The sequence below is a fragment of the Pseudomonas sp. McL0111 genome (assembly GCF_052567255.1).
On sequence record NZ_CP199585.1, the window covers coordinates 1354410 to 1373501 of the forward strand.

The 19092-nt window shown below is 60.4% G+C and carries 18 protein-coding genes; 4 read left to right on the top strand and 14 right to left on the bottom strand.

The features are described from left to right. Positions 1 to 149: 149 nt before the first annotated feature. Positions 150 to 995, bottom strand: coding sequence for a sulfotransferase family protein (locus ACTWLJ_RS06140; protein ID WP_445180231.1), 846 nt, complete (start codon positions 993 to 995; stop codon positions 150 to 152). A 140-nt stretch (positions 996 to 1135) separates the two neighbouring features. Further along, entirely contained in the window at positions 1136 to 2731 is a 1596-nt protein-coding gene (locus ACTWLJ_RS06145; protein ID WP_445180232.1) for a glycosyltransferase family 39 protein, read from the bottom strand. Between the two features lie 236 nt (positions 2732 to 2967). Between ACTWLJ_RS06145 and ACTWLJ_RS06150 the strand changes: the two genes are divergently transcribed. Together ACTWLJ_RS06150 and ACTWLJ_RS06155 are read left to right on the top strand one after the other, a co-directional pair. Continuing rightward, positions 2968 to 3555: a phage tail protein gene (locus tag ACTWLJ_RS06150; RefSeq protein ID WP_445180233.1), complete on the top strand. Its 588-nt coding sequence runs from the start codon at positions 2968 to 2970 to the stop codon at positions 3553 to 3555. Between the two features lie 53 nt (positions 3556 to 3608). Next, the gene (locus tag ACTWLJ_RS06155) at positions 3609 to 3920 is read left to right on the top strand and encodes a DUF6916 family protein (RefSeq protein ID WP_445180234.1); all 312 of its coding nucleotides are present in this window, start codon (positions 3609 to 3611) and stop codon (positions 3918 to 3920) included. Between the two features lie 7 nt (positions 3921 to 3927). Here ACTWLJ_RS06155 and ACTWLJ_RS06160 read toward each other — a convergent pair whose 3' ends face one another. From ACTWLJ_RS06160 to ACTWLJ_RS06175, 4 genes are read right to left on the bottom strand one after another with little or no spacing between them, the layout of a single operon-like run. Beyond that, positions 3928 to 4425: a GNAT family N-acetyltransferase gene (locus tag ACTWLJ_RS06160; protein WP_445180235.1), complete on the bottom strand. Its 498-nt coding sequence runs from the start codon at positions 4423 to 4425 to the stop codon at positions 3928 to 3930. 12 nt (positions 4426 to 4437) lie between these two features. Beyond that, positions 4438 to 6534 (bottom strand): biotin/lipoyl-binding protein, encoded by a 2097-nt coding sequence (locus tag ACTWLJ_RS06165; RefSeq protein ID WP_445180236.1) that lies wholly within the window; start codon positions 6532 to 6534, stop codon positions 4438 to 4440. Further along, on the bottom strand, positions 6535 to 7854 hold the full coding sequence (locus ACTWLJ_RS06170) for an efflux RND transporter periplasmic adaptor subunit (protein ID WP_445180237.1): 1320 nt from the start codon (positions 7852 to 7854) through the stop codon (positions 6535 to 6537). Continuing rightward, a complete protein-coding gene (locus ACTWLJ_RS06175) occupies positions 7851 to 8630 on the bottom strand; it encodes an efflux RND transporter periplasmic adaptor subunit (RefSeq protein ID WP_401210771.1) in 780 nt (259 codons plus the stop codon). The genes ACTWLJ_RS06170 and ACTWLJ_RS06175 overlap by 4 nt, the downstream gene beginning before the upstream one ends. A gap of 170 nt (positions 8631 to 8800) precedes the next feature. On the opposite strand from ACTWLJ_RS06175, the gene ACTWLJ_RS06180 reads away from it, so the two are divergent. Both ACTWLJ_RS06180 and ACTWLJ_RS06185 read left to right on the top strand, forming a co-directional pair. Continuing rightward, positions 8801 to 9166, top strand: a complete 366-nt coding sequence (locus tag ACTWLJ_RS06180) for a type II toxin-antitoxin system RelE/ParE family toxin (protein ID WP_445180238.1) — start codon at positions 8801 to 8803, stop codon at positions 9164 to 9166. Then, positions 9159 to 9464, top strand: a complete 306-nt coding sequence (locus ACTWLJ_RS06185; protein WP_445180239.1) for an XRE family transcriptional regulator — start codon at positions 9159 to 9161, stop codon at positions 9462 to 9464. Before ACTWLJ_RS06180 ends, ACTWLJ_RS06185 begins: the two co-directional genes overlap by 8 nt. A gap of 102 nt (positions 9465 to 9566) precedes the next feature. Here the strand turns inward: ACTWLJ_RS06185 and ACTWLJ_RS06190 are convergent, their stop codons facing one another. From ACTWLJ_RS06190 to ACTWLJ_RS06225, 8 genes are all read right to left on the bottom strand, one after another. Beyond that, positions 9567 to 11141: an efflux transporter outer membrane subunit gene (locus ACTWLJ_RS06190; RefSeq protein WP_445180240.1), complete on the bottom strand. Its 1575-nt coding sequence runs from the start codon at positions 11139 to 11141 to the stop codon at positions 9567 to 9569. Further along, positions 11138 to 12208 (bottom strand): HlyD family secretion protein, encoded by a 1071-nt coding sequence (locus ACTWLJ_RS06195; protein ID WP_445180241.1) that lies wholly within the window; start codon positions 12206 to 12208, stop codon positions 11138 to 11140. Before ACTWLJ_RS06195 ends, ACTWLJ_RS06190 begins: the two co-directional genes overlap by 4 nt. A 26-nt stretch (positions 12209 to 12234) precedes the next feature. Further along, positions 12235 to 13770 carry an MFS transporter gene (locus tag ACTWLJ_RS06200; RefSeq protein WP_445180242.1) on the bottom strand — a complete coding sequence of 512 codons (1536 nt, stop codon included), beginning with the start codon at positions 13768 to 13770 and terminating at the stop codon, positions 12235 to 12237. 224 nt (positions 13771 to 13994) lie between these two features. Further along, a complete protein-coding gene (locus ACTWLJ_RS06205) occupies positions 13995 to 14912 on the bottom strand; it encodes a LysR family transcriptional regulator (protein WP_401210756.1) in 918 nt (305 codons plus the stop codon). Between the two features lie 200 nt (positions 14913 to 15112). Next, the gene (locus ACTWLJ_RS06210; RefSeq protein WP_445180243.1) at positions 15113 to 15979 is read right to left on the bottom strand and encodes an ABC transporter permease; all 867 of its coding nucleotides are present in this window, start codon (positions 15977 to 15979) and stop codon (positions 15113 to 15115) included. Between the two features lie 20 nt (positions 15980 to 15999). Next, positions 16000 to 16860 (bottom strand): ABC transporter ATP-binding protein, encoded by an 861-nt coding sequence (locus ACTWLJ_RS06215; protein ID WP_401210751.1) that lies wholly within the window; start codon positions 16858 to 16860, stop codon positions 16000 to 16002. A gap of 5 nt (positions 16861 to 16865) precedes the next feature. Further along, positions 16866 to 17891: an ABC transporter substrate-binding protein gene (locus tag ACTWLJ_RS06220; protein WP_445180244.1), complete on the bottom strand. Its 1026-nt coding sequence runs from the start codon at positions 17889 to 17891 to the stop codon at positions 16866 to 16868. Positions 17892 to 17909: 18 nt separating this feature from the next. Beyond that, positions 17910 to 18806 carry a TauD/TfdA dioxygenase family protein gene (locus tag ACTWLJ_RS06225; RefSeq protein ID WP_445180245.1) on the bottom strand — a complete coding sequence of 299 codons (897 nt, stop codon included), beginning with the start codon at positions 18804 to 18806 and terminating at the stop codon, positions 17910 to 17912. Positions 18807 to 19092 lie beyond the last annotated feature (286 nt).

The following is a 19092-nucleotide window of genomic DNA, read 5'->3' on the forward strand; positions in this document are numbered from 1 at the left end:
GTTCCAGCGGCATGATCATCGGCGTGGCCAGCGAACGCCGGCCCTCGGTTGCCCGCGACTTTACCTTTGCACCGCCAAACAGGGTCCACCACATGTTGCTCACCCGCAATCGAACGCAGTTGTTAACGCATCAATGAAAAACGCCGCGATCAACTGATCGCGGGGTCGGACTTCATACGAATGACATTGGCGGCGCTGGCTGAGCCATCGAGCCAAAAAGACAAATCGGCGTATTGCTTGAACAGGTCCGGTGGCAAAATCGTGCGCCGTGACTGCAAGGCAACCCTGGGTTTGACCTTGTGCAGGCCGGCAAGGCCCAGGGCTTGGTCGAACTCCGGCGCGTCATACGCCAGATGCTCGAAATCGTGTTCGAACCACGGTTCGCCGATAAAGTCATAGACCAGCCGCAACACCCGCTCTGGGGCCTGACTGAGCAAGTCGTAATCGATGATCAGCAGCGACTCGGCGTGTTCGCCGTAATAGGCTTCCTTGAGCGCCGCCCAGGCAAAACCCACCAGACGATTGCGCTGAGCGAGGGTTTCGCAGCGGCTGTAGACGGTGTTGCGCTCGACGGCATCGCCGAACAGCTTGGTGTTTTCATAGGGGTTGGCGCGGTACAGCCGCTCGAGACTGTCCATCACCCAGGCGACGTTGCGCACGCAGGCGATGACTTTGGCTTTGGGGAACAGATCGTTGATCGCCGGCAGGCGCGAGCTCCACTGGCGGTTGGTGTCGAATACCACGGGTTTGTCGGCCTTGTCGGCGTAGAAGGAATCGAACAAACCACGCAGCAGGCGCCGGCGCATGTCGGTGTCGATCACCGCGCCGAACTCACTGCCGGCGCTGCATTGATCGAGGACTCCGGAAAACAGCGAGCCCACTGGACTGGTCATGCCTGCATGAAAGCGCGGGTTCTGCAAAAGAATTGCAGAAAGCAGGGTCGAGCCTGAGCGCGGCAAGCCGGAGATAAAGTGGAACTGCTGCAATCCCTTCACCGTAGTCGGAAGTCCTTTTGTCCGACAAATGTAGTTCAACAATATCCTTTCGACTAGTGGTGTTTTGATATCAAATCGAAACTATTCGAGCCAAATAAATCGAAAATTCGTATGACTCGGCTGATGAATCGATTTAGCGCTCAACCCCCCGGTTTCCCGGTGTCTGGCAGCGTCTGGTACAGACGTGCAAAAGCGCCTGCAGCATGCATGTCACTGCGCCGCTGCCAACCCTCTGGCAGAGCCGCAAAATCATTCGGCTCGTCCAGGGTGCCGATCAGCCACACCCGGCCGCTGCCGTTTGGCAAATCGGCCAACCGGTCGAGGTAGACGTCGTCGCTGACCAGCGTACCGAACCCGTAAGCGTTGGGGCGCGTGGAATGGCCGTCCGCGGCGTTCGGGGTGTATAGACGAATCTGCGCATCGGTGCGGTTGTAGTAGACGTAACTCAGGTACCACATCATGTCGCTGGTGACGATCCGGTCGCCCTCGGTGAAGTGCCGGTTGACGTAGTCGACCAGCACACCGAACTGATCATTGCTGTCGACCGTGGCGTTGTTCTTCACGCCTATCAGTTCAACACCGACGAACAGCACCAGGATGGCCAGCGCCAGCACACGAGAGCCTGCGTACAGCCGATCGATCGCCAGTGCCACCAGCATCGGCAACCCCAGCGCATAGGCCGTCAGGTAACGCTCGATGAATACCGGCGAGATAAACGACACGGCAAACACCAACAGGATCGGCACCACGCTGTAGCACAACAGCAGCAAGCTGCCGCGAAAAACACTGCGATCACGTCGTAATGCGACGCCGATAAGCGCCAGCAATGCCAAGGGCAGGGTCATGAACAGCCAGACCGGAAAAGTGCCGCCATCGTCCTGAATCAGCAGCGACCAGACCATCGAAGGCAGCGAGACCAGGGTCACCGGGTCTTCCCAGCCAATATCGTTACTGGCCTTGAGTTCCGGGATGTGCTGCAGCAGATCGACCAGATTGGGCACCCACGGCAGGTATGCCAGTGCAATCGCCAGATTCGCCAGCCACCAGGCCGGGCGCTGGATATGCCGCAATCGATACCCCGGCTGCACGCGCACCGCCGCCAGATACAGCCAGTGACTGATCACGCACAAAGCGGTGAAGTAATGGGTGTAGAACGCTGCCGTCATCAACAACGCATAAGCAACCAGATAACGATGCCGCCGTGGTTGCCGCACCCAGTACACCAAGGCAATGGTCGCGCCGATCAGCCACATGCCGAGCAACGCATACATGCGCACTTCCTGGCTGTAACGCACGGCGGTGGGCAACAGCGCCAGCAGCAAACCGGCCAGCAACGCGGCACGCCGGGTGGCGAGCAGATCCACCAGCCACACGCCGAGGCCAACGGTGATGATCCCGGGTATCGCACTCATGCTGCGAATCGACAGCATGCCGTCGCCGAACAGCCCGATCCAGCCATGCAGCAACATGAAATACAGCGGCGGATGCACATCATGGGCTGCACGCACCCAGATGTCCGCCAGTGAAAACTGGCTCAGCAGCACGCTGGAACCTTCGTCGAACCAGATCGACGCGGCCGTCAGGTCGTAACAACGCACCACCGCCGCCAGCAACATGATCGGCAGCAGCCAGTGTTCTCTGGCCCATCGAATCAGACGCAGGGCAACCAGCCATGCCCCCGGGACCGCGCGGGGTTCTTGCGTGTCGCCAATCGGCGTTTCTCTGTGTGCTGCCATTACATCCTCTTGCTACGCCGGAAAACCACGACCGTATGACCCCGAAACCTGCCAGTCACTTTAGGTCAGCGACAGGATAGCCGTCGATGGCGGATTACTCATTCACGACATCCGGCAGTCGAGTCAAACCGGGTCTACGCTCTGGCGTGGCGTGACCTGGCTGCGAAAGGAAAGGCAAGGAACCCGGCCGAAACCGCGAGTGGCCCGCCGACCAATAACCTGAAGGGATGAGGACTATGGACGTTTACATGGGTACTGTTCTGACGTTTGCCTTTAACTATGCACCCAGCGGCTGGGCGGCGTGCAACGGTCAGATGATGAGCATCGCGCAGTACAACGCGTTGTTTGCGTTGCTGGGAACCACCTATGGCGGTAACGGCACCACGACTTTCGGACTGCCCAACCTGCAAAGCCGAATGCCGATCTGCCAAGGCACTGGCGGGGGCCTGACAACTCGAGTGATGGGTGAAATTTCCGGTACCGAACAAGTCACTGCCACTCTCAACAATCTGCCGAACCACACTCACACTCTGGCAGGCCTCACTGCCACCACCACCCTGCAATTGGCTAACCCTGCCAGCAATCCGCTCGGTACACCCACCGCGACAAACTCCTACATCGGCGCTTCCGGTACCGGTCCCGGTCTGGCGAATATCTATTCCGACGCCCAAGGTGCGTCGGCCATTGCGCTCAAAGGCGTGGCTACCACCATCGCCGGGACAATCTCACCCACCGGCAATGGCCAGCCGATGCCGATCATGAACCCGTATCTGGTGCTCAACTTCAGCATTGCGCTGCAAGGTATCTTCCCTTCACGTAACTGATTGACCGCCGGGGGAGCACGCTTCCCCGGCACTCAACCTGGCTGGAGCAAGACATGCTGCAAACCGTTAGAAGCCAAAATTTCGAAGCGCTACTGGGTCGGATCGGCACCCTGCATCTGCCCGACGGCAGTGCGCTGCAAGTTCATATCGGGCAACTGGAAGAAAACCCCTCGGCAAAAATGCGCTACAGCGAGCGCATGCCGTTCAGTGTCGAGCTGAACAGCCTGACTCCAACCGAATTTGTCGATGGCCTGTGTGCGCTGGAGTTACCCGAGCTTGGGCGGGTGCAGGGTATTTTCGTGTCACGAGTGCCGCCGATGGGACGTGATCCGCAACTGGGTTATTTCCACATCACCTTCAACTGACCGGACATCATCCCTGTGGGTACCAGACAAGGCGCTCGGCGGCAGGATTACTTTCTTCAACGGCAAACCCCAGCGCCAGGTAATGCCGGCGTGCATGCGGGTTGTTAGTCCAGACCACCGTGGCCACCGGGCAGCGGATCTGTTGCGCGGCTTTTTGTACGCCTTGCAGCACTTCGCGGCCATAACCCTTGCCGCGTGCCTGGGGGATGAACGCCAGATACAGCACGCGAATCTCGTTGGGACCAAAATCGGTACTCAGCGCGCCGATGGCCGTGCCAAGTTTCTCGACCACGTAGTGCATGGCATTGGGATAGCTTTCGCCCATCCCCTGCTCCTGCACCTGAAACTGCTGCGCAACGATTTGCTGCACATGTTCATGCTCGCCATCGATCAATTGCAGATCGGGGCGTGCCGTCTGATACAGACTTTGCAGAAACGGACCGTCAGCGGTCACCGAAGGCCGCACCACCAATCCGTTTGCCGCCACTGCCGAGTTACTCGCCATCACCGCTCTCCGTTAAAAACCACTTTCCCTGACGCCGAGCGCCGCCAATCGCCGCCAGGCGACACCCAGCAATGACTCGGCGCTGCCCTGCAACACCACCACGCCGCGCAGCGGCTGCATCGGGGTCGGCGCCGCCTCAAGCGTAGTCAGTCGTGCGCCGTATTGCGCCTGCACCGGTTCTGCCCGCTGCTGTTGATCGCGGCGCACGGCAATCGGTCCGTGGTGATCGGAGGTCAGCGCTTCCTGATCGACATACGCCACGCCGTTGGTATCGATTTCACTTAGTTGCACGGCCAGCGCCGGGTGCATCGGGTCGTCGGCAATAAACCGTCCGCTGGCGCCCGGCTTCACCCGCCAGAGCTCGGCCTCGGCCAGATACCCGCGCAAGCGAGTCCCGTCCTCGACCACCCGTGCCAGCGCATCCGTGCTCGACAGCCAACGGCCCACGCTCAGGTTCGGCAGCAAATCTCGCACCGTACCGGCGTGCGGTGCGCGCAACGACAGACGCTCGCGTTGTGCGCTCAGCCCGCGATATTCGGCCACGGCTTCCGCGAGTTTCTGTTCGACGATACCGGCGTCGGCGGCGGTTTCACTGCGTCCGGCCTGACGTCGCATCAGCAACTGCTGAATCTGGATTTCCCGGCGCACGATGGCCAGTTTCGAATCGAGATCAGGTGATTCAAGTTCAATCAGCACATCGCCCTGCGCGACTTTCTGGCCGTCCGCGACGTTCACCGCTTTGACCCGCGCCGCTGCCGGGGCGTGCAAGGCACTGGCGCGCCCGGCCTCGAGCATCGTCGGCAATTCCACGGCGCTGCGCCACGGCACGATCAGCACCAGCAACAGGCCAAGCAGCACCAGAGCGCTGAGCAAGACTCGTGGCGCGTGGGCCTGATCGCGGCGGCTCCACCACTGGCGCCACTCATTCATGATTGGCAGAAAGATGAACCACACCAGTTCCACCAGCATCAGGAAAATCCCCAACACCTTGAAGAACAGGTGATAGACCGCCAACGCGATCCCGAAAAACAACGCCGCACGCCACAACCACGAGCCATACCCCCAGATCAGCAAACGCCGTTGCATCTTCGGCGACCAAGGCTCGGGCGCCGGTGCGCCGTAGCCGAACAAAAACTCGCGCAACCGCCAGCGACACAAGGCAAACGCCCGCCCCTGAAGATTGTCGACCTCCCACAAATCACTGATCAGAAAGTAGCCGTCAAACCGCATGAACGGGTTGAGGTTGACCACCAGCGTGGTGATCCAGGTGGCGCTGGCGAGCATGAACGCCGCCGTGCGTCCCGGCCCGTCGGGCAGCAGCGACCAGACCAGCAGCGCAATACTGGCCAGCAGCAATTCCGCCAGCACCCCGCCGGCACCGATCAGCAGCCGTGCGCGTCGATCATTGACCCGCCAGGCATCGCTGACATCGGTATAAAACATCGGCAGCAGCACCATGAACGCCACGCCCATGCTCTGCACCCGACACCCGGCGCGCTTGGCCATGAATGCGTGGCCGAACTCATGACAGAGCTTGGCAAAAAACAACGCCACACCGAACGCCAGCGCGCCGCCGAGGCTGAACAGATGCGGAAACGTACCGACAAAGCGCTGCCAGTCCCGCGACACCAGAAACACCCCGAGCCCCAGGGTTGCCGGCAAGCCATAGCGCAACAGGCGCGGGCCGTAACGTTCCAGCCATGGCCAGGTGCGATTGAGAAACGCGTCCGGGCGCCACAGCGGAATACGGAAAAACAGATATTGATGCAGGAGGATTTTCCACAGGCTCTGACGCTGGGCCAAGGCCTTGAGGCGGTAACTGGCGCGCTGCTGATCATCGAGCGCACTGATCAAATCGTGCCCACGGAGAAACTCCAGCAACTGCTCGAGTTCGCTGCCATCGAGCGGCAGACCCGGTTCACGATTGGCCGCGCGCAGCACTTGTTCGGCATCGCCCAGCGACCAGTGCCGCAACAGACGCATCGCCGCTGCGCCGAGTTTGAAATAGCGCCCGCGCACCGGATCGGCCAGCGTCCAGCGCGGCGAGCCGTCCAGCGCCGGGGCTGCGGGCGACAACTGTAAATCGGCGCGCAGGCTCGGCAGGTTCATTTACAGACCTACGCTTTGACGCAGGCCCGCCAATGGCCGGCGCAGCAGATACAGCGCCAGCGGCGCACGGTCGCCAAATATTTTCGCCGTACCGCGCAGACCGATACGCGGCGGAGCCTCGGCAAAATTGGCGTCCAGACGATAAGCCAGCTGTCCACCTGCGGTCGGTTGCGCTTCGTAGGCCGAGCGTTCGAGCGTTGCGAGATGACGCTTGAGCGGATCGCTGTCGAGAAACAGCGCAACTTCGGCGCCGGGGTCCAGCGAGATCGCATCACCCACGGCCAATTCAATGCGTAGCTCAGCCTGAGTCGGATCGGCGATTTCCATCAGCCGTTCGCCGGTCTGCACCGGTCTGCCCGTCAAGCGCTCGGCATCGGCAAACACCGCAATGCCGTCGCGCTCGGCACGTACTTCGCTGCGGTTGAGCAACTCGCGGGCGTAATCCCGTTCCGCGCGTTTTTGCTCGGCACGAGCAGCGAGCAAATCGACCCGGGAGCTGGATTCGGCGTCAGCAAACGAACGCTGGGAATTGGATTTCAGTTCGGCCTCGGCAACCCCCAACGCCCGTTCGGCGACGTCAGCCTGAGCCTTGAGCGTGGTGCTTTCGAAGCGCAGCAACAGATCACCGGTTTTCACCGGCTGATTGGGTTTGACCAGAAACTCGGCGATCACCCCGTCCAGCGGCGCCGCCACCACGCGCCCGCCCTGCGGCACCACTTCGGCCGGGGCCAGCACCGATTGGCGCACCGGAATCAACAGCCCCAACAACAAGACTGCGACCAGCGCCACCTGACGCTTGCGCGTCCAGCGCAGCCGCCACGGTTTGCGCGGTTGCAGCGCCAGCCAGGCGTGGCTATAGGTGTCGCCGAGTTGCGACAGCAGAACTTGCTCGGAGGGATTCCACGGCACATCGCGGGCCAGCCACAAACCGCCGAACACCTGCCCTTCGCGGTCCACCAACGGCAGCCAGAACACCTGCGCGGCGGACAAACTGCGCCAGTCGGCCTGAATCGATTCGCCGACCATTTCCGGCGCGATCACCCGCGCCTGCTTCAGTACATCCTGCTTGAACAACTGCGCAACAGCCTGCTCAACGAACGCCACGAACGGCGCATTCGGCTCCACGGCGCTGACGCCGGTGACTGCCTGCACCTTGCCGGCAATCAACAGCGCGGCATGGCGAAAGCCGAACAACGACTGGCCGTCATTGACCAGACTGTATGCCAGTTGCGGTACATCGCGGGCAGCGCGGGTCTGGCGTTCGAGATCGAGGAAGCGGGCGAACACTTGTTCGGCGCCGCCACTGACCGGGGCGTTCACTTGAGCTCCGCAAAACGCGCCGTGCCGCTCATGCCAGCGAGCAAACCACTCGCGTTCGGCAGTGTTGCGACCAGCAACAGGGTCTGACTGCCCTCATCGATGCGCGCGCCAAGGCGTTTCACCGTGGCATCGAGTGGCTGGCCGGTTTCGTCGGGAACGAAGCTGAATGTCTGACCGGGTTTGAGTTTGGCCATCCAGCGCGACGGCACCAGCAGATGGATCTCCAGCGTGCGGTTATCCACCACATCCAGCAGCGGCGCACCGGCCGGCACACTTTCAAAACGCTGCACCTTGCGCTCGACCACTTGCCCGTCGAACGGCGCGATCACGCTGCAGCGTTTGACCTGGACCTGATAAACCTGAGATTGCGCCTGGGTTTCACTGACCTTGGCCTCGGCCCGCGCCACTTCGAAACGCCCGACGGAATTGAGCGCGGCCAATTGCTTGTTGTGCGCCAGTTCTTCACCCGCCCCGCGATTGGCCGCTTGCGCAGCATTCAACTGGGCCTGATAGGCCGAACAATCGAATCGCGCCAAGGTATCGCCCTTCTTGAACGACTCGCCCTCACTGAAAGGCAACTCGACAATCCGTCCGGACAACTCGCTAGCCAGAACCGCCTGATCCTTGGCCCGCAGCACGCCGCGCGCTTCGCTATTCGAAGTCGCCGCTCCGGGGGCGGCGTTATCCAGCAGCGGATCGTCTGGCCCGGGCGTTTGCGCCTGAACCACGCACGTTACAAAGGTCAATCCGATAACCCAAACACGAAAACGCTGCATGACCGCTACTCCCTGACGGATGTGCGGAGTCTACGACAGCGGGGGTTAGCGTCAAGCGAAAGGCCATCATTGGGCCGCTGCTCTTGCTGCAAACCACTCGAAGAGCTATGGTCAACCCATCGAAAATATAACCTTGATGGAATATTCCATAACGCTCATATTCGATCCCCATGAATTGGGATATCGAATACACCGACGAGTTCGGTAGCTGGTGGGAAGATCTGACTGAAAACGAGCAGAGCTCTGTGGCTGCAAGCGTAAAACTGCTGGGTCAATTCGGTCCGGGTCTTCGCTTTCCACACAGCAGCGCGATTAATGGAGCACGGCATGGTCATTTACGAGAACTGCGAGTGCAGCATGCCGGGCGACCGTACCGCATACTCTATGCGTTTGATCCGAGACGCTGCGCGTTGCTGTTGATCGGTGGAGACAAAACCGGTCAGGATCGCTGGTATGAAGTCAACGTCCCACTCGCCGACCAACTGTACGTTGAGCATCTCGAAACATTGCGCAAAGAGGGTTGTAACAATGGCTAAGAAATTCGCCGAACTCGAAGCGCGCATGACACCCGAATCCCGGGCGCGCGCCGAATCGATCTATCAACAACACATAAAAGAAATGCCACTCAACGAACTGCGACAAGCCAAAGCCCTGAGTCAGGCGACGCTTGCCGAAATGTTGCATGTCAATCAAGCGGCCATTTCGAAAATGGAGCGCCGTACTGACATGTACATCAGCACGCTACGTAATTACATTCGTGCGATGGGCGGCGAGCTTGAAATCATCGCTACATTTCCCGATGGACAAGTCAAAATCGAAAATTTCGCAGGCTGAGCCACTAAGGTTCAACTCAACCTGAAAAGTCCATCTGACTGAAGGCTCAGCAGGTTCCATCGCCTATCAAATTGGCGCGATCGCATATCCTTTGTGCCACCTTCAACGCCGAACCATCTCCCCCGCCGGATACACCGACTCCCATCCCCCACCCAACGCCTTGTACAAACCCACCATCGCCAGCGAAACCCCGGTCGAGCTTTCGACCCATTGTTCCTGAGTGGCCAACAACGCACCTTGCACTGTGAGGACGTTGACGAAGTCGACGACGCCTTCGACGTATTGCTGTTGCGCGGTGCGCAGGGCGATCTGGTTTTGGCGCACGGCTTCGGCAAGGCTGTCGCGGCGGCGTTGGCTGGCGTTGTAGGCGGTGAGTTGGTCGTCGATTTCGTGCCAGGCGCGCAGCACGGTTTGTTGATAACCGATCGCCGCTTCCTGTTGCTGGGCCTCACGCAGTTGCAGCATGCCGCGCAGGCGGCCGCCGTCAAACAACGGCAGGCTGAATTGTGGGCCGATGCCGAACGCTCGCGAGCCCCAGGAACCGAAATCGCTGAGCTGCATGGCTTGTGAGCCGAGGTTGCCGGACAGGGTGATGCGTGGATAGAAATCGCCCTTCGCCACACCAATGTTCGCGGTGGCGGCATGCAGTCGAGCCTCGGCCTGACGGATGTCCGGGCGGCGTTCGGCCAATTGCGACGGCAGGCCGATAGCGACTTCGAGCGGCGACTGCGGCACTGGCGCGTCTGTGGATAACTCTTTGGCCAAGGCTTGCGGCGGTTCGCCCATCAACAGACTGATCGCATTGATCAGTTGTGCCTGACGCTGTTCCAGCGCCGGTAAGCGCGATTCGATGGCGGCGACTTGCGCGGCAGCTTCGGCGACGTCCAGATCAGTCGCCACCCCGTCGGCCAGACGCAGCTGCGAGAGCTTGAGGCTGTGGCGAGCGACGTCAAGGTTCTGCTCGGTCACCGCCCGGGTGTTCTGCACACCGCGCAACTGGATGTAGTTCTGCGCAGTGTCGGCGAGGACCGCCAGCAGCACGCCGCGACGGTCATTCTCCGCGACTTCGAGACTGGCATCGGCGGCTTCGGTTTCCCGGCGCACGCGACCAAAGAAATCCAGCTCCCACGAGGCAGAAAAACCGGCGTCCCACAGATTGAACGCCGAGTTGCCGTTATGCCCCGACGGATCGCTCAGGCCTTTGCCGCTGTTGCGCTCACGCCCGTAGCTGCCGGTGGCTGCGGTATTCGGGTAACGCTCGGCGGTGATCACCTGGCGAGCGGCGCGGCTTTGTTGCAGACGGCTGCTGGCGAGTTGCAGGTCGAGGTTGTCTTGCACGGCGCGCTGGGTCAGGGCGGAGAGTTGGCGGTCGTTGAAGACTTCCCACCAGCGTTCGTTCAGATGTTCGCTGACAGCTTGGCTGGGGGCGGATTTTGCTGGTTTTGACCAGTCGGCGATTTGAGTGGCTTGGGGTTTCTGGAAATCGGGGCCGATGGTGCAGGCGCTCAGGCTTACTGTGAGCAAGGCACTGAGGGTGAGTTGCTGCCAATGGCCCCATCGCTGGCAAGCCAGCTCCCACAGGGATCTCTGTATGGGATACAGATTTTTGGCAACCTGCAAAAATCCTGTGGGAGCTGGCTTGCCAGCGATAGCGTCGGCTGATTCAACAAAAATCATCGCTGAGTCACCTCACGCACCGAGGTCGCCGAACTGCGGGTATCGATACTCGCCTCCACCGACATACCAACGCGCAACCGCTCGGCCAGTGGCTGGCCCGGTTCCAGCAGAATTTTCACCGGAATCCGCTGCACGACCTTGGTGAAATTACCCGTGGCGTTGTCCGGTTTCACCGCCGCGAACGTCACGCCGGTAGCCGGTGCAATGCTTTCGACGCGACCGTTGAGCAGTTCACCGCCGAGACTGTCGACACGCACTTGCACGTCCTGACCCGGTTGCACGTCGGTGAGTTGAGTTTCCTGAAAATTGGCAACCACATACGCCTGTTTCAACGGCACCACCGCCAGCAACTTGCTGCCCGGCGTCACGTACGCACCAACCCGCACCGCACGCTCGCCGACCATGCCGTCCTGCGGCGCGGTGATCCGCGTGTAGGACAGCTCGAAACTGGCCATTTCCAACGCCGCTTGCGCGTGTTTCAACCCTCCTTCGGCCGCGTCACGCTGGGCCGTGAGGATTTCCACTTGCTTGCGCTCCGCCGCCAGTTTTGCGCTGGCGGTGTCGAGCCGCGCAGAGGCCTGATCAATGCGCGTGCGTGCCTGCTGCGCACTCTGCACCGTGCCGGCACCGACGCCCGCCAAATGGTTGTAGCGGTTCAGTTCCTGCTGGGCGAAAGCCATTTCCGCCTTGGCCGAGACCACTGAAGCCTGCGCCTGAGCGATTACCGAGGTCTGGCGCTCCAGCGTCGCTTTGGCGTTTTGCAGTTGCGCGCGGGCAACCAGCGTTTGCGCATCGGCCGCTTCGGCGGCGGCGCGCAAATCGCGATCATCAATCAGCGCCAGCAACTGCCCGGCCTTCACTTGCTGGTTGTCTTCCACCAGCACTTGCTTGATGAACCCGGCCACACGCGGCACCACCAACGTGAAATCGGCGGAGACAAACGCGTCGTTGGTTTTCTGTTCGGTACGTTTGCCGAACAGCCCCGGCACCGCCAGATACAACAGCACGCCGACAGCCAGCGCGGCTGCCACAGCCACCGCGAGTTTTTGCTTTGCTTGAGTCGTCATAAAAACCTTCTGTTTCAGTGAAGCAATCAGGTCGGCGCACGGGGCGGATAGATCCGCGTCGGCAGCCAGAAAATCAGCAGGATCAACGTCACCGCGACGCCGGCCATGCACAGATAAAGATCGGAAGAAGTCAGCACCACGGCTTGTTCGTGCAGGCGATGGGCAAGCCCCGGATCGTCACTGGCAGCCAGCGGCGAGTTGCCCAGGCGATCCACCAACATGGTCGAGTGAAAGTGCAGGCGCGCGGTGGTCAGCGCCTCGATCACACCCGTGGCGACCACCGCAGCCAGGCCTTTCACGGTGTTGAACCAGGCCGAGGCGAACGGCCCGTCCAGCGGCGTGATGCTGCCGGTCGACAGCATCAGCAACGGCAGCACCGCCATCGGCTGACCGAAAATCTGCAACCACTGCAGCACGTAGAAATCATCGCGAATCCACGCCGAGGTCAGTTGCGAGCCGCCCAGACACGACAGCGCCAACATGCTCAAGCCAATGCCCAGAACCCAGCGACAATCGACCCAACGCAGGTTGCACAACGCCGCCACCAGCGGCAGCGCAATCAACTGCGGCAACGCTGCCAGCAGCATGATCGGCGCGGTCTGCACCGGCCGATAACCCTGCACCTGCGCCAGATAACTCGACGGAATCACCACCACCGCCAGCAGCACTACCAGTACACCGGCCAGGGTCAGCAGCGCGAATGACAGGTTGCGGATGCCGAGCATCTGCAACTTGAAGAATGGAATCGGTTGCGACCATTCGTTGATCAGAAACGCCACCAGCAACAGTGAGCCGGCGCCGAGCAACGCGCAGATCAGACTCGATTCGAACCAGTCCAGCCGATTGCCCTGCAACAGGCCGATCACCAGCATGCAGATCGCGGGGAATCCCAGCAGCAAACCTTTCCAGTTGAACGACTTCAGGCGTTCCAGGCGCAGCGGATCTTGAGGAATGCCATAACCCACCATCAGCATGGCGATCAGGCACGGGACGATGATCTGCCAGAACGTCCATTGCCAGCCGACGAATTCGGTCCACATCCCGGCCAGCGGCGTGCCAAGGCCCGGGCCGAATGTGGCAGTGAGTGCGTAGCCGGCGAGGCCATAGAGTTTGAAATTGGCCGGCAGAAAACGCAGGGCGACGGTCATCAGCATCGGTGGCAGCGCGCCACCGGCCAGACCTTGCAAGGTGCGCATCAGCAGCAGGCTTTCGTAATTCGGAGCGAACGGACACAGCACGCCGAGCAAGGTAAACAAGCTGATCGCGACCAGGGTGAAACGGCGCAGCGAGAAGGTCACCGAGCACCACGGCGCGAATGCCATGGCCGCAACTGAAGTGGCGGTGTAACTGGCGACCAGCCAGGTACCTTCGTCGTAACCGATGCCCAGCGCGCCACGAATATCGGCGAGGGCAACTTTGGTCACCATCTCGTTGAGACCGGACACCAGCACCGCCAGCAGCACACCGACCAGACCGATGATGATCCGCGCCCCGAATAGCGGGGGCGCGGCCGCCGTCGGACTGGCGGCGGCAAGTGGCGCCGGGACCGTCAGGGATGTCATGGATACAAACTCCGGAGGGAAAAATACCGGAGCATTTTAGTAAGGCTTAGTGCTGACGAAAATTGACTTATTGGCAGTTTATAAGTGCGTTTCGCGCAGTAATACGATCCTTGTGGGAGCGGGCTTGCCCGCGATAGCGGTGGGTCTGACGCTGAAATGTTGTGGCTACCGGGCCCCATCGCGGGCAAGCCCGCTCCCACAGGGGTTGATGGTACCCGTAAAGGTTAGGGCTGGGCCGCGAGCCAGGTTTCGTCGCAGCAAGTCTTGAGGGTTTCACGCAGCCAGCGGTGCGCCGGGTCTTTGTCGAAACGCGGGTGCCAGGCTTGGGTCAGCATCAAGGTCGGCAACGGGATCGGCAGGTCGAACGAGCGCAGCTTCAGCCCCAATCGGCGCACACTCAGCAGCGCCTCCTTCGGGACAGGCAGGATCAGATCCGAGTCCGGCAGCGCAAACATCGCCGCATGGAAACTTGGCGCAATCACCGCTACTCGCCGCTCCAGCCCCAGCGCATTCAATGCCGTATCAATCGGCCCGCGTGCGATGCCACGGCGCGACATGCTGATATGCGAAAACCCGGCGTAGCGCTCGGCAGTGATTTCGCCATCCAGCAACGGATGATCCTCGCGCACCAAGCCAACAAAATGGGTGGAGAACAGATTCTGCACTTTGACTTCCGGGGTGACCGGCCGGGTATTGCTGACGCTCAGATCGATCCGCCCTTCGCGCAGCGCCTCATCGTCGCCGTCGCCTTCCGGGACAAAGCGCAATTCGCAGTGCGGTGCCTGTTGGTCGAGGGTATCGAACAGTTTGCCGCCGTACACACCAATGAAGAAGTCGTTGGCGCGAATGCTGAAGCGCCGGCGCAAAGTGCTCAGTTCGACAGCGTCTGCCGAGCGAAACAGCAGCGCAGCCTGTTCGACGACATCGCGAACCTGCTCGCGCAACTCCAATGCTTTGGGGGTCGGCACCAGCCCGCGACCGGCGCGCACCAGAATCGGATCGCCGATGGCTTCACGAATTCGCGTCAGGGTGCGGCTCATGGCTGCCGGGCTGAGGTTCATCCGCCGTGCGGCGCCGACCACGCTGCCTTCGTCGAGCAAAGCGTCGAGGGCCACCAGAAGATTCATGTCCGGGAGTTGCATGCTGAGCACTCATGGCGGATCTGGATTGATCTGTGCGCAATACTAGCAAACATTCCGGGGGCTTGGCGCTGGCTGGTCGGGCCTCATCGCGAGCAGGCTCACTCCTACAGAAATCTTCAGCGAGCACTAATTTTGCGAACGACAGAAATCCAGTGTAGGAGTGAGCCTGCTCGCGATGACGCCATTGGACGTCCCACAGATCAGCGTTGCATGCCCCAGCGTTGCACCGTCACCCGCTCCAGCGTGTCGAAGACCAGATTCTCCACCAGCAAACCGATCAGGATCACCACCGCTAACCCGGCAAACACCTTGTCGGTGTACAGCTCATTGCGATTCTGGAAGATGTACCAGCCGAGCCCACCCTTGCCGCTGGTAGCACCGAATACCAGTTCAGCGGCGATCAACGTGCGCCAGGCGAAGGCCCAACCGATTTTCAGCCCGGCAAGAATCGACGGCAGCGCCGCCGGAATCAGGATGAACAACACAAAGCGCATGCCCTTCAAACCATAGTTGCGCCCGGCCATGCGCAGGGTTTCCGAAACACCGAGAAACCCTGCATAGGTGTTCAGCGCCAACGCCCACAACACCGAATGCACCAACACAAAAATCAGGCTGTTCTGCCCCAGCCCGAACCACAGCAGCGCTAGCGGTAGCAAGGCAATCGCTGGCAGTGGGTTGAACATCGAGGTCAGCGTGCTCAGCAGATCCCGGCCAAACTGGGTCGAGACCGCCAGCGTCGTCAAACCAAACGCCAACACGATGCCGATCAGATAACCCTTGAGCAGCACCACCAAAGATATCCACACCTTGCTCAACAACTCGCCGCTAAGCAGACCGTCATACAACGCATGGCTGGTCTGCAAAAAACTCGGCAGCAACAAATCGTTGTTCTGCACCCGGGCAACGATTTCCCAAAGCACCGCGAGCAAAATCAGAATCAGGCTTTTACGCAGCCAGCCCTGTTGCCACAACCGCTGACCGAGCGGCAGTTCACGCTCGACCGGCACACTGGTCAGCGGCTCTAGAACGGTTTCAAACTCTTGTCGTACGGATGATGAATGGCTCATCGGGCAATCCTCCTGGCCGCTCAATAAGCGATGCGAATATCGTTGAAGTCATGTTCACGTTCGGTTTCCGGCGACTGGCCTTCGTCGAACAACAAACGATGGATGCGTCGCGCCGATTCCTGAAACGCGACGCCGCCAAGGCTTTGCAGATCGTATTGATGGCTGTGCACTTCCGCCCGCACCCGCCCCGGATGTGGCGACAGCAACAGGATGCGATTACCGACCACCAGCGCTTCTTCAATCGAGTGCGTGACGAACAGCAGCGTGAAGCGCACCTCTTCCCAGAGCAGCAGCAACTCTTCCTGCATCTTGCGTCGGGTCAGCGCATCCAGTGCGGCGAACGGCTCGTCCATCAGGAGGATTTTCGGTTGCATCGCCAGCGCCCGGGCAATCGCCACGCGCGCCTTCATGCCACCGGACAAGGTGTGCGGATAGGCATCGGCAAACGCTGCCAGACCGACTTTTTCCAGATAGTGCAGCGCCCGCTCTTCAGCCTGCTTTTTCTTCAACGTGCGCGATGCCAACAGCGGAAACATCACGTTCTGTTTGACGGTTTTCCACGGTGGCAGTTGATCGAACTCCTGAAACACCACAATCCGGTCCGGCCCCGGCGCATCAACACGCTGGCCCTGCAAACGGATCTCGCCTTCGCACGGCGCAATGAACCCGGCGACCGCTTTGAGCAAGGTCGATTTGCCGCAACCGGACGGCCCGAGCAATACAAAGCGATCCGCCGGATCGATCTCGAAACTGACCTGATGCGTGGCACGCACCACCCGTTGTGGCGTGCGGTATTCGAGGCTGACGTTGTCGACCGCCAGCAGCGCTTGCGTGTTGGCGATCAGGTTGCTGGCCGCGTGGCCTTGCAAAGGGGCGTTCATCTCGATCAGCTCCCTTGCAGCGGTTTGGCGTCCTGGAAGAAGTAATCCTTCCACGATTCAGGTTTGTTCTTGATCGCGCCGACGCGGTAGAGGAACTCGGCCAGTGGATAAGTATTTTTTGGCGTGACGCTGAATTCGAACTGCGGGTTGTCGATGATTTTCAGCAGCGTAGCGCGGTCGATCTTGGCTTTGGTCACGCGGATGTAAGTGTCGGCGGCAGCGCCTTTATCGTTCTGTGCAAATTGCGCGGCTTCGGTCAGCGCTTCGACAAAGGCTTTGTAGGTTTTCGGGTTGTCGTTGCGGAATTTCTCGGTGGCGAACAGCACGGTTGGCGAGTTCGGGCCGAGTACGTCATAGGAATTGAGCACGACATGGACGTTCGGATTCTCCAGCGCCTGATCCTGGAATGGCGGGTTGGAAAAGTGCCCGCTCAGCTCGGTGCCACCTGCGATCAACGCGGCGGTCGCGTCTGGGTGCGGGACGGCAATGGTGTATTTATCGAGGCGGTTGAATTCCTTGTCACCCCACTGCTTGGCGGCCGCGTATTGCAGGAAACGCGACTGCACCGAAACCCCCACCGCTGGCACCGCGATGCGATCCTTCTCGGTGAAGTCGGCGATGGTTTTGACGTTCGGATTATTGCTCAGCAAGTAATACGGGAAGTTGCCGAGCGAGGCCACGGCTTTGACGTTCTGCTTGCCGTGGGTGCGATCCCAGATGGTCAGCAACGGCCCGACGCCCGCACCGGCAATGTCGATCGAGCCGGAGAGCAGCGCATCGTTGACCGCTGCGCCGCCCGACAGCTGCGTCCAGTCGACTTTGATATCGATGCCTTCCTGCTTGCCGTACTTCTCGATCAGGTTTTGATCGCGCACGACATTGAGCAGCAGATAAACAATGCCGAACTGCTCGGCGATGCGGATTTCACCTTCGGCGTGGGCCACGCTCGGCGCGACCAGACTGCCGGCGATCAGGCTGAAACCGAGGCCAATGGCGGCGGCCAGCGGTGCAAATGGAAGACGTTTGGACATGATCGAATCTCCGGCAAATCAGAAAGGCGCGTCGCCCTGAATGGTCGTGCGGAACAGCTTGCGGCGCAGATAGCTTGGGCAACCGGCGGCAAGATGAATCAGCGAGCGGTTGTCCCAGAACACCAGGTCGTGAGCCTGCCATTGGTGGCGATAGATGTTTTGCGGCAGCACGCTGTGGGCGTAGAGCTCGTCGAGCAGCTGTTTGCTCTCGTCTTCCGGCAGATCCACGATGCGCGTGGTGAAACCTTCGCTGACGAACAACGCCTTGCGAGCGTTTTCCGGATGGGTCCGGACGATGGGGTGCACCACTTCGGCGACCTGAGCCAATTGTTCCGGGGTCAGGGTCGGGCGCCAGTTGCCTTCGAATTTGGTTTCGCTGTAACGCGCCGTGTAGGAATGCGCCGCCGAGCGACCGTCGATGGCTTTACGCAGTGCTTCGGGCAAGTTGTCCCAGGCTTTATGCATGTCAGCGAACAGCGTGTCGCCACCCTCGGATGGCAGTTCCTGCGCGTGCAACATCGAGCCCAGACTCGGTAGTTCTTTATAGGAAAGATCGGAGTGCCAGAACTTGCCGGCATCGCCCAGGCCGATGTTCTGCCCGTTCTCGACGATGTTGGAAACGATGAGGATTTCCGGGTGATTGGCCAGCAGGAACTGCTTGAGCACATGGATCTGCAACACACCGAAACGGCGGCTGAAGTCGATCTGTTGTTGCGGGGTGATTTGTTGGTCGCGGAACACCACAACGTGGTGATCCAGGTGCGCACGATGAATGCGCGAGAAGTCTTGATCATTGATCGGACGGGTCAGGTCCAGGCCGATGATTTCGGCACCGACCGCGCCGCTGAACGGGCGGACGTCGAAGTATTGCGGCGCGACAGTCGCGGCGCTTGGGGTAGCAGTAGCTGCAGACATTCAGATAACTCCCACGCACGGCACGCTCATAGGCGCGCGTCGATCAGAAACTCACGCTGGATTGCGTGTTGGTTCAGGTCGTGCGGCGCGCCGATTGGTCGGCAGGTACGCAGGGGAGTGACTTTATAGCTATAAGAATTGGAAATTAAATACCGTTAGAGAATAACGATATGGCGAATGGTGAGGAATGGACTGGTTGGTGAGTGACGGTTTGTGTCACTTCTGAGCGTTATGCGGCGATTTCATTGACGCCATCGCTGGCAAGCCAGCTCCCACAGGTTTTTGT

Coding starts and splice junctions, on each gene's coding strand:
- ACTWLJ_RS06145 (WP_445180232.1), bottom strand. CDS start 2,731: ATGGCAGCACACAGAGAAACGCCGATTGGCGACACGCAAGAACCCCGC.
- ACTWLJ_RS06150 (WP_445180233.1), top strand. CDS start 2,968: ATGGACGTTTACATGGGTACTGTTCTGACGTTTGCCTTTAACTATGCA.
- ACTWLJ_RS06155 (WP_445180234.1), top strand. CDS start 3,609: ATGCTGCAAACCGTTAGAAGCCAAAATTTCGAAGCGCTACTGGGTCGG.
- ACTWLJ_RS06160 (WP_445180235.1), bottom strand. CDS start 4,425: ATGGCGAGTAACTCGGCAGTGGCGGCAAACGGATTGGTGGTGCGGCCT.
- ACTWLJ_RS06165 (WP_445180236.1), bottom strand. CDS start 6,534: ATGAACCTGCCGAGCCTGCGCGCCGATTTACAGTTGTCGCCCGCAGCC.
- ACTWLJ_RS06175 (WP_401210771.1), bottom strand. CDS start 8,630: ATGCAGCGTTTTCGTGTTTGGGTTATCGGATTGACCTTTGTAACGTGC.
- ACTWLJ_RS06180 (WP_445180238.1), top strand. CDS start 8,801: ATGAATTGGGATATCGAATACACCGACGAGTTCGGTAGCTGGTGGGAA.
- ACTWLJ_RS06185 (WP_445180239.1), top strand. CDS start 9,159: ATGGCTAAGAAATTCGCCGAACTCGAAGCGCGCATGACACCCGAATCC.
- ACTWLJ_RS06190 (WP_445180240.1), bottom strand. CDS start 11,141: ATGATTTTTGTTGAATCAGCCGACGCTATCGCTGGCAAGCCAGCTCCC.
- ACTWLJ_RS06195 (WP_445180241.1), bottom strand. CDS start 12,208: ATGACGACTCAAGCAAAGCAAAAACTCGCGGTGGCTGTGGCAGCCGCG.
- ACTWLJ_RS06200 (WP_445180242.1), bottom strand. CDS start 13,770: ATGACATCCCTGACGGTCCCGGCGCCACTTGCCGCCGCCAGTCCGACG.
- ACTWLJ_RS06205 (WP_401210756.1), bottom strand. CDS start 14,912: ATGCAACTCCCGGACATGAATCTTCTGGTGGCCCTCGACGCTTTGCTC.
- ACTWLJ_RS06210 (WP_445180243.1), bottom strand. CDS start 15,979: ATGAGCCATTCATCATCCGTACGACAAGAGTTTGAAACCGTTCTAGAG.
- ACTWLJ_RS06215 (WP_401210751.1), bottom strand. CDS start 16,860: ATGAACGCCCCTTTGCAAGGCCACGCGGCCAGCAACCTGATCGCCAAC.
- ACTWLJ_RS06220 (WP_445180244.1), bottom strand. CDS start 17,891: ATGTCCAAACGTCTTCCATTTGCACCGCTGGCCGCCGCCATTGGCCTC.
- ACTWLJ_RS06225 (WP_445180245.1), bottom strand. CDS start 18,806: ATGTCTGCAGCTACTGCTACCCCAAGCGCCGCGACTGTCGCGCCGCAA.